11 protein-coding genes are annotated in these 13,253 nt (G+C 46.6%); 4 read left to right on the forward strand and 7 right to left on the reverse strand.

Going from position 1 to position 13,253, the window contains the following annotated elements:
• The first annotated feature begins 167 nt into the window (after positions 1-167).
• From O3621_RS07190 to O3621_RS07200, 3 genes are read left to right on the forward strand one after another with little or no spacing between them, the layout of a single operon-like run.
• Positions 168-1,031, forward strand: a complete 864-nt coding sequence (locus O3621_RS07190; RefSeq protein ID WP_371513993.1) for an HAD family hydrolase — start codon at positions 168-170, stop codon at positions 1,029-1,031.
• An 11-nt stretch (positions 1,032-1,042) separates the two neighbouring features.
• Positions 1,043-1,639, forward strand: coding sequence for a histidine phosphatase family protein (locus O3621_RS07195; protein WP_125332017.1), 597 nt, complete (start codon positions 1,043-1,045; stop codon positions 1,637-1,639).
• Entirely contained in the window at positions 1,640-2,242 is a 603-nt protein-coding gene (locus O3621_RS07200) for a histidine phosphatase family protein (protein ID WP_371513994.1), read from the forward strand.
• A 92-nt stretch (positions 2,243-2,334) separates the two neighbouring features.
• On the opposite strand, the gene O3621_RS07205 is transcribed toward O3621_RS07200, so the two are convergent.
• The 4 genes from O3621_RS07205 to O3621_RS07220 form a co-directional block, all read right to left on the reverse strand.
• Positions 2,335-2,808, reverse strand: coding sequence for a hypothetical protein (locus tag O3621_RS07205; RefSeq protein WP_371513995.1), 474 nt, complete (start codon positions 2,806-2,808; stop codon positions 2,335-2,337).
• Positions 2,789-3,700 carry a phosphodiester glycosidase family protein gene (locus O3621_RS07210; RefSeq protein WP_371513996.1) on the reverse strand — a complete coding sequence of 304 codons (912 nt, stop codon included), beginning with the start codon at positions 3,698-3,700 and terminating at the stop codon, positions 2,789-2,791. The genes O3621_RS07205 and O3621_RS07210 overlap by 20 nt, the downstream gene beginning before the upstream one ends.
• Entirely contained in the window at positions 3,697-4,746 is a 1,050-nt protein-coding gene (locus tag O3621_RS07215; RefSeq protein ID WP_371513997.1) for a GtrA family protein, read from the reverse strand. Before O3621_RS07215 ends, O3621_RS07210 begins: the two co-directional genes overlap by 4 nt.
• A 312-nt stretch (positions 4,747-5,058) precedes the next feature.
• Complete coding sequence (locus O3621_RS07220; protein WP_125332026.1) at positions 5,059-5,880, reverse strand: PrsW family intramembrane metalloprotease; 822 nt, start codon at positions 5,878-5,880, stop codon at positions 5,059-5,061.
• 160 nt (positions 5,881-6,040) lie between these two features.
• On the opposite strand from O3621_RS07220, the gene O3621_RS07225 reads away from it, so the two are divergent.
• Positions 6,041-9,085 (forward strand): AAA family ATPase, encoded by a 3,045-nt coding sequence (locus tag O3621_RS07225; RefSeq protein ID WP_126435901.1) that lies wholly within the window; start codon positions 6,041-6,043, stop codon positions 9,083-9,085.
• Between the two features lie 57 nt (positions 9,086-9,142).
• Here the strand turns inward: O3621_RS07225 and hutG are convergent, their stop codons facing one another.
• From hutG to O3621_RS07240, 3 genes are all read right to left on the reverse strand, one after another.
• Positions 9,143-10,132, reverse strand: coding sequence for a formimidoylglutamase (gene hutG, locus O3621_RS07230; RefSeq protein ID WP_371513998.1), 990 nt, complete (start codon positions 10,130-10,132; stop codon positions 9,143-9,145).
• A gap of 142 nt (positions 10,133-10,274) precedes the next feature.
• Entirely contained in the window at positions 10,275-11,816 is a 1,542-nt protein-coding gene (gene hutH / locus O3621_RS07235; RefSeq protein WP_125332031.1) for a histidine ammonia-lyase, read from the reverse strand.
• Positions 11,817-11,851: 35 nt separating this feature from the next.
• Positions 11,852-13,192, reverse strand: a complete 1,341-nt coding sequence (locus tag O3621_RS07240) for an APC family permease (RefSeq protein WP_125433947.1) — start codon at positions 13,190-13,192, stop codon at positions 11,852-11,854.
• Positions 13,193-13,253: the final 61 nt, after the last annotated feature.

Genomic DNA, 13,253 nt, shown 5'->3' on the forward strand with positions numbered 1-13,253 from the left:
GAAAGGATAGTACCAATATCTCTGATAATTCTATAGGAAAAGGCTTTCGAAAAGATATATAATAGGATGGAGCCTTTATAAAATAGAGCTGGGTCAGAATGAGAGAATTTGTAAAAAATGAAGAAAGCATTTGCCAGATTGGATTATTAGAATAAAGTAATCGGTAAATGCAAGGAGGAGAGGGCTTTATGACAAGAAAAATCATCTTTCTGGATGTGGACGGGACCATCATCGACTATGATAATCATATACCGGAGTCTGCTGTTGTCGCCATTCGCAAGGCACGGGAAAAGGGACATTTGGTTTATGTCTGCACAGGTCGCAGCAAGGCTGAGATGCCGCCGGAAATTTGGGATATTGGCTTTGATGGGATGATTGGTGGCAACGGTTCTTATGTGGAGCATGAGGGGGAGGTTATTCTGCACCAACTGATTCCGCGAGATGTCGCTAAAAGGCTAGTCGACTGGCTTCAAGAGCGGGGGCTAGAGTTTTACCTAGAGAGTAATAACGGTCTATTTGCAAGCAAAGGCTTCCGCGAAGCAGCGCGACCAGTGCTTCGGACCTACGTCCTTGGAAAAGGTGTTAATCCAGGAAAAGTAGTAAATATGGAGGCAGAAGAAGCTCTTCACGGCCTGGTTTATGGCGGGGAGCTCTATCGGGACGACCTGAACAAAGTCAGCTTTATTCTCAGGAGCTACCAAGACCATCTGGACTCTGAGGCAGCTTTTCCTGAGCTCAAGGCAGGAACTTGGGGTGGCAAAGGTGAGCATGATCTCTTTGGTGACCTAGGTGTTAAAGACATCACCAAGGCACATGCCATTGAGGTTCTCCTGAAGAATCTTCACGCTGACAAGGCGGATACTCTGGCTTTCGGTGATGCCAAGGTTGATATTCCTATGCTGGACTATTGTCAGGTCGGGGTCGCTATGGGAAATGGCGGAGCGGAAATCAAGGCTATGGCCGATCTGGTGACAGACTCGGTCAGCCAAGACGGTCTCTACAAGGCCTTTGAAAAGTTAGAACTCATCTAAAGGAGATATGAATGATTGCAAAATCTCTTTATCTGATGCGGCATGGCCAGACGCTTTTCAACCTACGCCATAAGGTGCAGGGTTGGTGTGATGCTCCTCTTACTGATTTTGGCATCTATCAAGCCAAGGTGGCAGGGCAATATTTTAAGGATGCCGGAATTACTTTTGATGATGCTTATAGCTCTACTCAAGAGCGGGCCTGTGATACCTTGGAATTGGTAACGGACGGTAAGATTCCCTATAAGCGTGTCAAGGGACTCAAGGAGTGGAACTTTGGCACTTTTGAAGGGGAAAGCGAGGATCTTAATCCGCCCCTGCCCTATGGAGATTTCTTTGTGACCTATGGCGGTGAATCACAAGATCAGGTCAGGGAGCGCATGGCTGCGACCGTTCTCAAGCTCATGCAAGAGACAGATGGCCAGTCCGTGCTCATGGTCTCTCATGGCGCAGCTATGGCCAATTTTGCCAGAGCTTGGCAGAAAAACTGGCGTCTGGAAAGTCTAGGTCACATGACCAATTGCGGTATTTTGAAGTTTACTTTTGAACATGACCAATTTTACCTAGAAAAAGTGATTGGTCACGATTTTAGCAACTGGAAGGAAAAATAAATGAAAGATTTATACTTGATGCGGCACGGTCAGACTTTTTTCAATCAAGAAGGCTTGGTGCAGGGAGCTTGCGACTCTCCTTTGACTGAACTGGGGCAGGAACAGGCCCGGCAGGCAGGAGCTTATTTGAAAGAGCGGGGCATTCGTTTTGGACGTCTCTACTCTTCTACTCAGGAGCGGGCTTCTGATACGCTGGAACTTGTCTCTGGCCGGACCGACTATACTCGCCTTAAGGGCATTAAAGAATGGAGCTTTGGTCTTTTTGAAGCTCAGCCCGAACGCCTGCAACCGAAATTTCGGCCAGGAGCTACCTCTTTTGAAGACCTCTTCGTCCCCTATGGCGGAGAAGGTGTGGACCAAGTCGGTGAGCGCGTGCTAGTCACTCTGACTGAGGTCATGGAGCAGGCGGATGCAGAGCCAGTCTTGGCCGTCAGCCACGGCGGTGCCATGTGGGCCTTCTATCTCAAGATTGCGGCTCAAGACCTCGACCCCAAGGTGCGCTTTGGCAACTGCGCTATCTGTCATTACCATTATGAGCAGGGATATTTTAAGCTAGCAGAAGTCATTGACCCGCTGACGGGTGATATGTATGAGTGTGAATGAAAAATGCAAATTTACCTAACTGTTCATAGAGATAAATGATCAGAAGAATGATCCCTACATTAAAAACCTCAGATTTTCTGAGGTTTTTTGGTTTATACTTGACTGTAGGTTTCACGACGACTTAGTTTTGCGTCTTCTTTTTTGCTGGGTATTGGTTGAGCTTGCTCTTCCGCCTTCCACTCACTTCGAGTAAAGACCATGGAGAGTAGTGCCAGGGCTACAAAGGCTACTCCTACGTACCAGTAGGGCATATCCAGTGTTGTGGATCGTCCGGATAAATTGACGATGCCACGCAAGAGCATGCCGGCTGTCATGGTGGCGACAGCTGAGTTCCAGAGGTTGAGGCTGAGCCGAGAGAGGTTAGGAATAATCTTCATGAAGAGCAGGAGGAGGATGCCACCCACCAGAGGAATGACAAAGAGGTAGTGCATGTGGCTAGATGTTTCGCCGAAGCTGAAGGATTCATAGATTCTGCTGAAAGCAAAGAAGAAAATAGTTAATAGTGCGTAGATAAGGGCTGTTTTTCTAAAACGTTTTTTGCTGGGATTAGTAACCGATGTAGACAATATCACTCACCGACCTTTCTGAGATAGTGTTTCCGTTGGTTGTAGGTTTGTTAATGACCTGACCGGTAAAGTAAAGTGTAGAGGATCCGCCGCCATCAAGGTTATAAGCGGTCTTGACACCGTAAGATTTCATGATTTCTGCCATTTGGTAGAGGGAAAGCCCCTCGCTTTCTGAGGTGCGTCCGTCTGAAACGATGATGATGTAGTGGTTTTCGTCAATGATACCGATAGCTGTCCGTGGATTGGAAGACATGGACTGGCCGACTTCGGAGTTGGTATCAACGACAATCTCGCCATTTTCTACAAGCGATGGGCCGAAGGCCAAGAGATTGACCACACCGTCTTTGACTAGTTGATCAGCAGAGACTTGGTCTTCATAGATAATTTTGAAGGAGCCGTCTTTGTAAATAGCTAAATCCCCATTGCTGGAGTCTTCTCGGACGGTATCGCGGTAGACGACGCCATTGCGGATGACATAGCCAGTCGTATTGGCTCCATAGTAGTCGCCGTTAATCGCTAGGATGGCATTGTTGTTGGCGGCCGTTTCCGAGGTCTTGGCAGTGACATTGTTTCCGTAAGTGTTTTGGGCAAAGGCTGTTTTCAGGTATTCTGATGAGCTGACAGTCACATCAGCGATGTAGACTTGGGTGTTGCTGACGGTCTTTTCAGTCAGTGTGACCGAGATGTTGTCGTCTGAATAGCTGGTATCCGTCACAGTCGCTGTTTCCACAGCCTTGCTGGCAGCCTCGGCGTTGTACGACGAACTTGTGCTTGAAACCGTGGAAATGGTCTCTGCGATGACAAAGGTTTTCAGCATGGAGTAGCTGAAGGAAGCTGTCAGAAGCAGACCGAAAATGGAGGCGTAGGCATAGCGTTTCTTTAAAAATTTCATGATGCGGTGTGTGTCCTTTCCTTAAAAATAAATCTCTTTTGGACCATCCAGGAGACGGTGAAGAGTAAAATTCCGACGATAATTTTGACAATCAGAAGATTGAGACCAAAGACAGCGTAGAAGAGGCGAATCAGCAGTGTGTCTAGGATAAAGAGCACTACAGCTAGGCTGAAATAGCCAGTTCCTGTCTTGAGTATACTGTCATCGTTCTTAAAGACCAGCCTTTTATTGGTCGAGTAATTAAAGATTGAGCTGGTCACGCGGGCAATCCCGTTAGCTAAAAGAATTCTCAGGCTGGTCGGCACAGCAGTTAAAAACAAGAGAGCCATTGCATAGACGATGTAGTCCACGACGAAACTGCTGAGAGAAGTCAGGGCAAATTTAAAAATATTTTTATAAATCATGAGCCCATCCTGAATTGGCCGAAAGTGGGAGCCTTGATTGTCATTGATATAGACCGTCTCAATGGGCACTTCCAAAATGGGATATTCCTTGCTGGCTTCTAAGAGCATGTTCATTTCATACTCATAGCGCTGGCCCTCTACCTTTAACATAAAGGGAATCATGTTGGTCGTAAAGGCTCGTAAGCCTGTCTGGGTATCAGAGACATCCACCCCAGTCTGGGCTTTGAAGAGAGCTCGAGTCAGACTATTGCCGAAGCGGCTGCGCAGGGGCACCTTGCCAGTAAAGGCGCGTGCTCCGAGAATCAACTGATTGGGATTTTCAGAAGCTTTGCTCGCTACGCGGAAAATATCCCAGACCTTGTGCTGGCCATCCGCATCTGCTGTTACCACCGTTCCATAGATCTTCAGTGCTTGGATAAAGGTAAAAGCAGTCTTCAGCGCTTGCCCCTTTCCTTGATTGACCTGATGACGGAGCACGGTCGCATACTGCTCTGCCTGCTCAAAGACTATCTGGCATTTGGAAGAGCTGCCGTCATCGATAACAATGATATGAAAATCACTTTTATGGTGAATTTTTTTTATAAGCTTAATAAGATTATAATCAGGCTCATAGGCCGGAATCACTAGATAATCCATATCCATACCTCTTTCTTAGATGATTTGTAGAAAGTATACAGACTGCGGCTTAAAAATTCCTAATATAAGTTAGTTTTAAGAAAATGTTAACATTTCTTTAAGGAAAGAGCAGGGGTAGAATGTGGTAGAAATGCGATGGGAAAAGGGGTTGAGGTGAAGTTGTGGGATGAATTATAGAGTATGAAAGGTGATTTATGTATATACTTATAAAAACTAGAAAATTCAAATGTTGGCAATCTATTACTATGATTCAAATATAAATATTGGGAAAATATTTTCCTGCAACAAAAAAACGGCCATAACGGTCGTTTTTTGAAATTATTCTACTTCCAATTCTTCTTGGTCGATTTTATGGGCTGTTCGGTAGGCTTGGTAAAAGATAAAGACAGCCAGAGCAGTCATGGCAGGTACGATGATTGGGATGTCCGTTTCGATAGCAGTCAGCGGTGAATTCCAGAAGAAGTGGAGAACGAAGGCTGCTAGGAAGTAGAAGAGCCCCACTCGGAAATAATTTTTCTGAGTTTTGGCATAGCGTAGCATGAGAGCCAGACCGAGAGTGGTTAGGGCGGTGTAGAGCCAGTGAGAGGCAATGCCGCCAGTGATACGTCCTAGAATCCCAGAGATGGTGAAGGAGAAGCCTTCGGGCAGGTCAGAGAGGATATAAGAGAAATCTTCGCTAATCTGAAAGCCCATGCCAGCCGTAATGCCCAGCAGCAAAAAGGATTTGAGCTTTTTGACGGGCACTAGATAGACAGCAAAGGCAACTGCCAACAGCTTGAGGGGTTCTTCAACCAGCGGAGCTGCGATAGCATTTTCTAGGTCACTGAGCAGAGTATTTGGGAAGCTGGTGCTGACCCACTCGTGGATATAGGTATTAGCCAAGCCAGAGGTCCAGCCAGAAATGAAAAGGCCACCTAGCAGAGCTACCCCAAGGCTAAGTGCAGGCGTCTGCCATTTTTTTCCCAGTTGACGAATCAAAAGCAGGGCAGGGACGATATAGAGCAGAGCCAAGAGGGCTGACAGTCCGACAATCCCATAGGAAGTACCTGACATACTGCCAGTAGTATAGGCTTGTGTCTCGTATTCTAAGCCAATCGCGCTCAGAAGGAGAAAAATGAAAAGAACAATATTTTTCTTCATAAGTAACTTTCTAAAATTTTATTTTCATCCTAGTATAACAAAAAAATCCTAAATAAAACCAATTTAAAAACTGGAAATTAAGGGCTGGTATAATACTTTACTTGCCAAACTGTCTCTTTTTGTTTATATTAGTTCTATAAGGTTTCTTGGAGGCGTTTGCATGACGAAAGATCTGTTGAGGTTGAAATTGCTGGGAAGTCCGAGTGTCTTTCTCAATCAGGAGGAAGTCTTTTTTCCTTTTGCCAAAATCAATGCTCTGCTTTACTATCTCCACATCAATGGTGCAGTCAATCGGGAGGAGATTGCAGGAATCCTCTGGGAAAACAAGGATAATCAGACTGCCAAAAAGAATCTGCGCAATACCATTTATCAAGCTAACAAGCTACTAGGAGGGGAGTGGATTGTCGCTCCTAACCGGACTGTGCTGTCGCTTAATACCGAGTGTGCGATTGAAAGTGATGTAGAACTTTTTACGAACCATCCTGCAGAGCATCTGTCTCTCTATCAGGGTGATTTTCTGCAGGGCTTCTATCTCAAGGACAGCGAGGCCTTTGATTATTGGGTGTCTAAGATGCGGACCCGATATGAGCAACTTTATATCCAAGCCTGCTACCAACAGCTGGAAACAGAAAAAGACCGGCTAGATTTGGAAGGGGCTGAGCGGAATTTGCGCCGCTTGATCAGCATTGATGAGTTTGATGAGAAAAACTACCATCTGCTCATGAAGCTCTATCAGGATAATGATCGGCCTGGCAAAGTGATAGAGACTTACTACAAATTGGTCAATATTTTGGATAAGGAACTGGGTATTAGCCCTACGGAACCTATCCAGCAACTATATCATGAGGTGCTTGCCAAGGACCGTAGCGAGCGCAAGACCAAGCAGTTTCTGCGCAATACGGACCACTTTTTCGGGCGGGTCGATGAAATCAAGCGCTTGGAATCTTATTTCTCTAAAGTGATAGAGACTCAGGAGGCGCGTGCTCTGGTTCTAGTCGGTGGTACTGGTATTGGAAAGCGGACAGTGACTCGTCAAGTACTGGCCAACCAGACCAAGTATTTCCAGATTGTCATGGCTGAGTGCTTCAAGGAAGAGATGAAGGCAGAGCTCCAGCCTTGGCGTGGCTTGCTGGACGGTCTGGGCGACTTGGTTATTCAGCACCAGATTCTCTCTATCAGCCAGTGGCAGGTCATTTTGGAGAGTTATTTTCCCATTTTGACAGGCGGCGCTTCTAGTCTTCAGTTGGATGCGGACAAGCTGGCTCAGTTTGTGGTGGATATTCTGCAGAAGATTTCTAAGAAAAAAGCTTTGATAATCTTGATTGAGGACTGTCACTGGATGGATAAGGCCAGTGTTGCTGTCCTAGAGCAGGTTATGAATCATTTGACCGGCTATCCTGTGGCCTTTGTGCTGACCAAGCATCTGAGCACCCCTTCTTATTTGGAACATTTTTTCAATCACCTGCTGATACGCAATAAGCTGGGCTTTATTGAGCTGCAGCCGCTGAATTTTAAGGATAGTGCAGCTTACTTGCAAGCCCAGACAGGTCAGATAGCCATATCTGAAGAAGGCCTTGAGGATATTTATCGGGTCAGTCAAGGCATCCCTTTCTTCCTGTCGGAATATGCTGAGCAGCTCCTGCGAGGGGAGAAGTTTCATCCGCTGACTCCGTCCATCAAGGCCAAGCTGTCTCTGAAGCTGGATTACCTGAGCAGTCAAGAAGAGGAGTTGGTGGACTATCTGGCTTGTTTTAGGGCTCCTGCGTCGGTTTCGCTCTTAGCTAGGTTATTAGGTCTGCCGATGGAAGAAGTGGTCGAAATCACTGAGGAGTTTGGACAGAAGCAGCTCTTGATGGAAGAGGAGCAGGGCGAGGAATTGGTAGTGCGGTTCAGTCAGGAGCTTTTGAGAATCTACGCCTATGAGCGCTTGTCACTTGCCAAGAAGCGAATGCTGCATCACCAGATTGCCCAAGGCATGGAAGACCAGCTGGGAGACTCTCTCTATCATGCTCAGCTGCTCAATGAAATCGCCTATCACTACAAGATGTCCAAGCAGCCGATTAAGTCTCTGGAGTACGAGCTGCATTATCTTGAGGCTACGCTGCAGTTTCATCACGAGCTCTTTCCAATTTATTCACGGGAGTTTGGTTTTATCGAAAAGACGGATGATATCAATCAGTCCGCAGTTTTAGACCAGTTTGACCGTATACGTCGGGAGATAGAGGGCTTAGAGAGAAAACATCAGAATCACAAGGATTTTCAGCTATTGGTTCTCCGCTTTCTCTATCTAGAAGGACGCTATGCCATTCGGACGGGGAATTACCAGCAGGGGATGGACAATATCCAGCAGGTGATTATTTCGGCCAAGGAGCTGCAGCAGATGGATTTTCTCCTAGAAGGCTATCGGCAGATGATTTACTACTGCATCCAGACGGAGAATATCCCGGAGATGCGTTACTATACGGAGCTGGCTCTGGATGCTTCGGTTCAGGCCAACAATCACGAGGCCATTGCTATCAATCTCCGGCTCAAGGGGCTCTATCATCTCATGATTGGGGATGAGGAGCAGTCGCTTCACCATCTCTACCAGTCTATTGATTGTTTCAGCTTGACGGCTTCGCTGCGTTCCAAGTACTCGATTCAGATTGCGGCGGCTCTAGACTATCTGGCAGAGATTGAGCAGATTCGCGGAAATTTCACGACTGCGCTGACCCATCAGAAGGAGGCCATTAAGCTGACGGAAAATAAAACAGCAGAGCCTTCGATTTTTGCTTTCTACATCGGCTTGGGTATGACCTATTATCAGCTGAAAGATTATGAGCAGGCGGAGCGAATTTTCCTCAAAGCTAAAACAGCTTTGAAATCTCTCAGCTTCCCTTGGAAAGAGACCCAGTTGGAAGTGTATTTGGCCTTGATTGGCTGTGAGAAGAGAGATTATCTGCCTGTGCTTGATCTTCTGAGGAAAAAGGATAGCCTCATTAGTCGCTATGGCAATCCGCGGGACAAGGGGCTGATCTACTATCTGATGGCTGTGGTTAAGTATCGCCTGCTGACTGGCAGCTTGCAGGAAGCAGACTTTGAAGACTTGCTAGATCAGGACTTTGAGACCTACTATGAAACAGCCAAAAGCCAGCTCAATCCCTACCGAGACCGGCACCAGCTAAAGGAATTGGAAAACTTGCGTCAGGGCTTGAACAAAAAATAAGAGAGGATGAAAGCTATCTTCATCCTCTTTTTAATATTTAAAATAGCCAAAAATCTATCAATCATGTGCCTGTGCCCAGACTTGGGTCAGGTAAAAGACAAAGCTGGCAGCCAGATTAGCCGTATGGTTGTCTATATCGTGAGGCGGAGAGACTTCGACGATATCAAAGCCTATCAGTTTGCCTGAGGCGGCGATGTGCTGGAAGACCAGAACAGCTAGATTGGGATCCACACCGAGAGACTGAATGGCACTAACACCAGGAGCGGCGCCAGCTGCAAAGCAGTCAATGTCAATGGTTAAATAGACCTGCTCCTTGTCGGCCAAAAAGGCATCGACCGCCTTGCAGACTTCCTTGTAACCCATTTGGTACATATCCATTCCAGTCAGAAACTGGATAGCCTTGGATTTTGCCACAAAGTCAAAGAGAAAGAGATTGTTATTGTGCTCCTGAATCCCTAGGATAAGGTAGTTAAAGGCCTGCTTCTGAGCCAGAGTGTCATCGAACATCTGGCGAAAGCCGGTACCGGAGTTGGGACCAGTCTGGTCATAGGGACGCAAATCAAAATGGGCATCCATATTGACAACGGCCAAGTCTTGGTCAGGAGCTAGTGACGACTTAAGTCCCAGATAGTGGCCGTAGGCTGTTTCGTGGCCGCCCCCTAGGACAATAGGCCGGAGATTGAGCTCTCGCAGGCGTTTGACTGCTCGAGCCAAGCTTTGCTGCAGCTGCTCCAGAGAGCGGTTAGGCCCGTCAATATCGCCAACATCAAAGACGCGGACGTTTCTGCCCAGATGCCAAGGAAGCTTGGCCAGCTGGGTTCGGATAGCTTGTGGCCCTTCGACAGCCCCCACTCGGCCGTGGTTGATATAAACTCCTTTGTCACTCTTGAAGCCAATCAAGGCAAAGTTAACGCCGTCAAAGGGTTTTAAGTTAGGGTCATTTAAGTCCAAAAACTCAATAACCATCCCCCATTTGGCAGCATATAAATCATCATCCAGTCTCTTATGATAGTAGCTGTTATCTAGCTGATAGTAATCTTCTAACATGATTTTGTCCTTTTCCATAACGATACTTGCGACTTTATTATAAGAGTTTCCGCTAAGCCTGTCAATGACTTTTGGCGGGAAAAGAAGCCCAGCTGAATGAGAGCGGGCTTCTTATGTTAGCTTTTTTACAGAGCCACCAGCTTTAGAACTGAATGCTCAAGTCTACAGCCTTTTCAACTGCTGCTAGGAATTCTTCGTTTTCAATCAGCTCAGAAGCCTTGTTGAGCTCTTCATAGATTTCGATGTCCTTATCAAACTCGATAAAGCGGACATGCTGACGGAAGAGGTCGTAGGCCGGTTTAGTTCCCTTGCCCAGTTCATGGTTTTCTGGTTTTAGATCCAGAGCTTGGCAGGCGGCCATGATTTCTGTTGCTACGATGCGGCGAGAATTCTTAAGAATTTCAGCTGCCTTGCGTGCTGAAGTAGTTCCCATGCTGACAAAGTCTTCTTGGTTTTCACAAGATGGGATAGAGTCTACGCTGGCTGGATGAGACAAGACCTTGTTCTCAGAAGCAAGCGAAGCACAAGCATACTGGGTAATCATAAAGCCAGAGTTGAGTCCTGGGTGTTTGACCAAGAAGGATGGGAGCTTGCTCAGTTGGCTGTTGACCAGACGTTCCACGCGACGCTCGGATACATTACCGATTTCAGAAATAGCGATGCCTAGGAAGTCGAATGGCTGAGCCATTGGTTCACCGTGGAAGTTACCGCCTGAGATAACATGGCCTTCCTTAGTAATGATAGGGTTGTCTGTAACAGAGTTGATTTCAATCTCAACCTTAGTCTTGACATAAGCGATAGAGTCCTTGCTGGCACCATGAATCTGAGGAATACAACGCAGGGTGTAAGGGTCTTGGACCCGTTGTTGAGTGGCTACGGTTGTGTTGCCACTGCCTTCCAGAAGGTTGCGGATATTGCGGGCTGTAGCTAGCTGACCGCTCTGAGGTCGAATGGTGTGTAAGTCTTCTTCAAATGGACTGGTAATACCATTATGGACTTCCATGGAAAGAGCGCCAGCGACATCTGACAGTTTAAGCAGCTGGATGGCATCGTAGGTAGCCAAGGCTCCGATACCTGTCAGGACAGTCGTACCGTTAATCAGCGCCAACCCTTCCTTAGCTGCTAGAGCAATTTTCTCGATACCGGCCTTGTCCAAAGCTTCTTGTCCAGAGAGCAATTCACCTTGATAGTAAGCGCGGCCCAGTCCTAGCATAGGCAGAACCATGTGAGCTAGCGGTGCCAAGTCACCAGAAGCTCCCAGAGAGCCTTTTTCTGGAATATAAGGCACAACGCCTTTATTGAGCAATTCCAAGAGCTTTTCGACAGTGGACAAACGAATACCAGAATAGCCCTTGACCAAGGAATTAATCCGAATTAACATGATAGCACGGACTGCATCTTCTGGCAGGGGATCGCCATAGCCTGAGGAGTGCGTACGGATTAGGTTTTCTTGCAGCTGGGTCGTATCTTCTGGTGAGATGCTGACATTGCAGAGAGAGCCAAATCCAGTTGTAACACCGTAGACTACCCGTTTTTCGCGGACGATATCATCTACGATTTTGCGGGAAGCTTCTACAGCTTTCTTTGCTTCTTGGACAATTTCGCAGGTGGCTCCATGACGAGCCACTGCGATAACATCTTCAAGTGTTAGACTGTTTCCGTCTAAGTGAATCAATTTTGACATGTAAAATCCTCCATGATGGGATATAATGCTTAGAGTTAGTCAGGGTTAGTAGGAACCTTTTTTCGGCCGTGCATAAAGAAGTATACTAAGCTGGCAACAGCGGCTCCAATGACACCATAAACGACGTTCATCGGATTATCAGCTACAATCATAACCAGGCTGACAACAACAGCTAGGATAGGGATGACAGGGCCGAATGGTACGCGGAAGACAACCTTCTTTTCTGGATACATTTTTCTGAGTTTCAAGACCGCCAAGGCAGTTGGGATGTATTGGAAGAAACGGAAGACCACGCTGAGGGTAGCCAATTCTTCAAATTTTCCAGAGAAGAGCAGAGCGATTGAGAATGCTCCAGAGATTAAGATAGCAACTACAGGAGCGTTTTTAGCATTGGTTTCTGCAATTTTCTTAGGCAGCAAGCCTTCTTCTGCGATAGCTGCTCCAAAACGCGGTACCATGATGGATTCCCCGATATTAAGACCTGCGATAGAGATGAGGGCACCGATAGAAACAATCCAAGCGCCTGCAGGGCCGATCATTTCGACAAAAGCATCTTGTACAGAAGCATCTGTTTGCAAGATACGGCTACCCAGCATAGCGATGGTTCCAGCGATAATCAACATATATAGAACAGATACAATACTGATAGAGCCCAAGATAGCCCGAGGCACATTCTTTTCTGGGTTGCGCATTTCACCGGCAACGATAGACATAGTTTCAAATCCAATGAAGCCGTAGAAGATATAGACAGCTGTGTTGGCAATGGCAGTCATGACATTGGTTCCAGGTTCAAGCTGTAGGAAAGGAGTGAAATTTCCTTTATCTACTCCGCCTTTGATAAAGAAGATAGCACATGCTGCAAAGGCAATGATTGGGATTAACTTAGCTACAGTTGCAGTGAGTGTGAAAATTTTTGAGGTCTTCAAACCAGCAATGTTCATTAAGCTGAGCAAGATAATCAAAGCGATACTAAGCAAACGCTCGTAAGGAGTGAAAGCTGGGAAGGTAATGACAAAGAGTCGGGCAAAACCAGCAGCCATAGCTGACCAGGCAATACCAGTTACGACCCAGCCTAGGAAACCAACGTTAAATCCAATGAAGTCTCCAAAGGCCGCTTTGGAATATTGGAAAGCTCCGCCATTTTTATTAAAATAACCAGCAGTTTCTGCCAAGCAGACGGCTAGGAGAATAACGAGAAGGGCAGTTCCAAGCATGACAGCTAGAGAGGCAGGACCAAGTCCTTTATAAATCTTTTGCGGTAGGAGGAAAATCCCTGATCCGATAACGGCATTGATACCGTAGAGGGTTGCACCGGAAAAGCTGAATTTCGCTTTTTCCTGTTCTTGTTCTTGTGCAGTGAGTTTAGTTGCATCCATAATAATGTTTCTCCTTTAGAGATATGGGATCCTTTCCAAGTAAAGATAGAATGGTGACAAG

It is taken from the genome of Streptococcus sp. 20925_1_22, from assembly GCF_041431685.1.
Taxonomy (GTDB): Bacteria; Bacillota; Bacilli; order Lactobacillales; family Streptococcaceae; genus Streptococcus.

What these genes read in the sequence shown, in the direction of transcription:
- hutG (WP_371513998.1), bottom strand. Translation starts at nt 10,132, where the DNA reads ATGTTAGAAGATTACTATCAGCTAGATAACAGCTACTATCATAAGAGA.
- O3621_RS07200 (WP_371513994.1), top strand. Translation starts at nt 1,640, where the DNA reads ATGAAAGATTTATACTTGATGCGGCACGGTCAGACTTTTTTCAATCAA.
- O3621_RS07215 (WP_371513997.1), bottom strand. Translation starts at nt 4,746, where the DNA reads ATGGATATGGATTATCTAGTGATTCCGGCCTATGAGCCTGATTATAAT.
- O3621_RS07225 (WP_126435901.1), top strand. Translation starts at nt 6,041, where the DNA reads ATGACGAAAGATCTGTTGAGGTTGAAATTGCTGGGAAGTCCGAGTGTC.
- O3621_RS07220 (WP_125332026.1), bottom strand. Translation starts at nt 5,880, where the DNA reads ATGAAGAAAAATATTGTTCTTTTCATTTTTCTCCTTCTGAGCGCGATT.
- O3621_RS07240 (WP_125433947.1), bottom strand. Translation starts at nt 13,192, where the DNA reads ATGGATGCAACTAAACTCACTGCACAAGAACAAGAACAGGAAAAAGCG.
- O3621_RS07195 (WP_125332017.1), top strand. Translation starts at nt 1,043, where the DNA reads ATGATTGCAAAATCTCTTTATCTGATGCGGCATGGCCAGACGCTTTTC.
- O3621_RS07190 (WP_371513993.1), top strand. Translation starts at nt 168, where the DNA reads ATGCAAGGAGGAGAGGGCTTTATGACAAGAAAAATCATCTTTCTGGAT.
- hutH (WP_125332031.1), bottom strand. Translation starts at nt 11,816, where the DNA reads ATGTCAAAATTGATTCACTTAGACGGAAACAGTCTAACACTTGAAGAT.
- O3621_RS07210 (WP_371513996.1), bottom strand. Translation starts at nt 3,700, where the DNA reads ATGAAATTTTTAAAGAAACGCTATGCCTACGCCTCCATTTTCGGTCTG.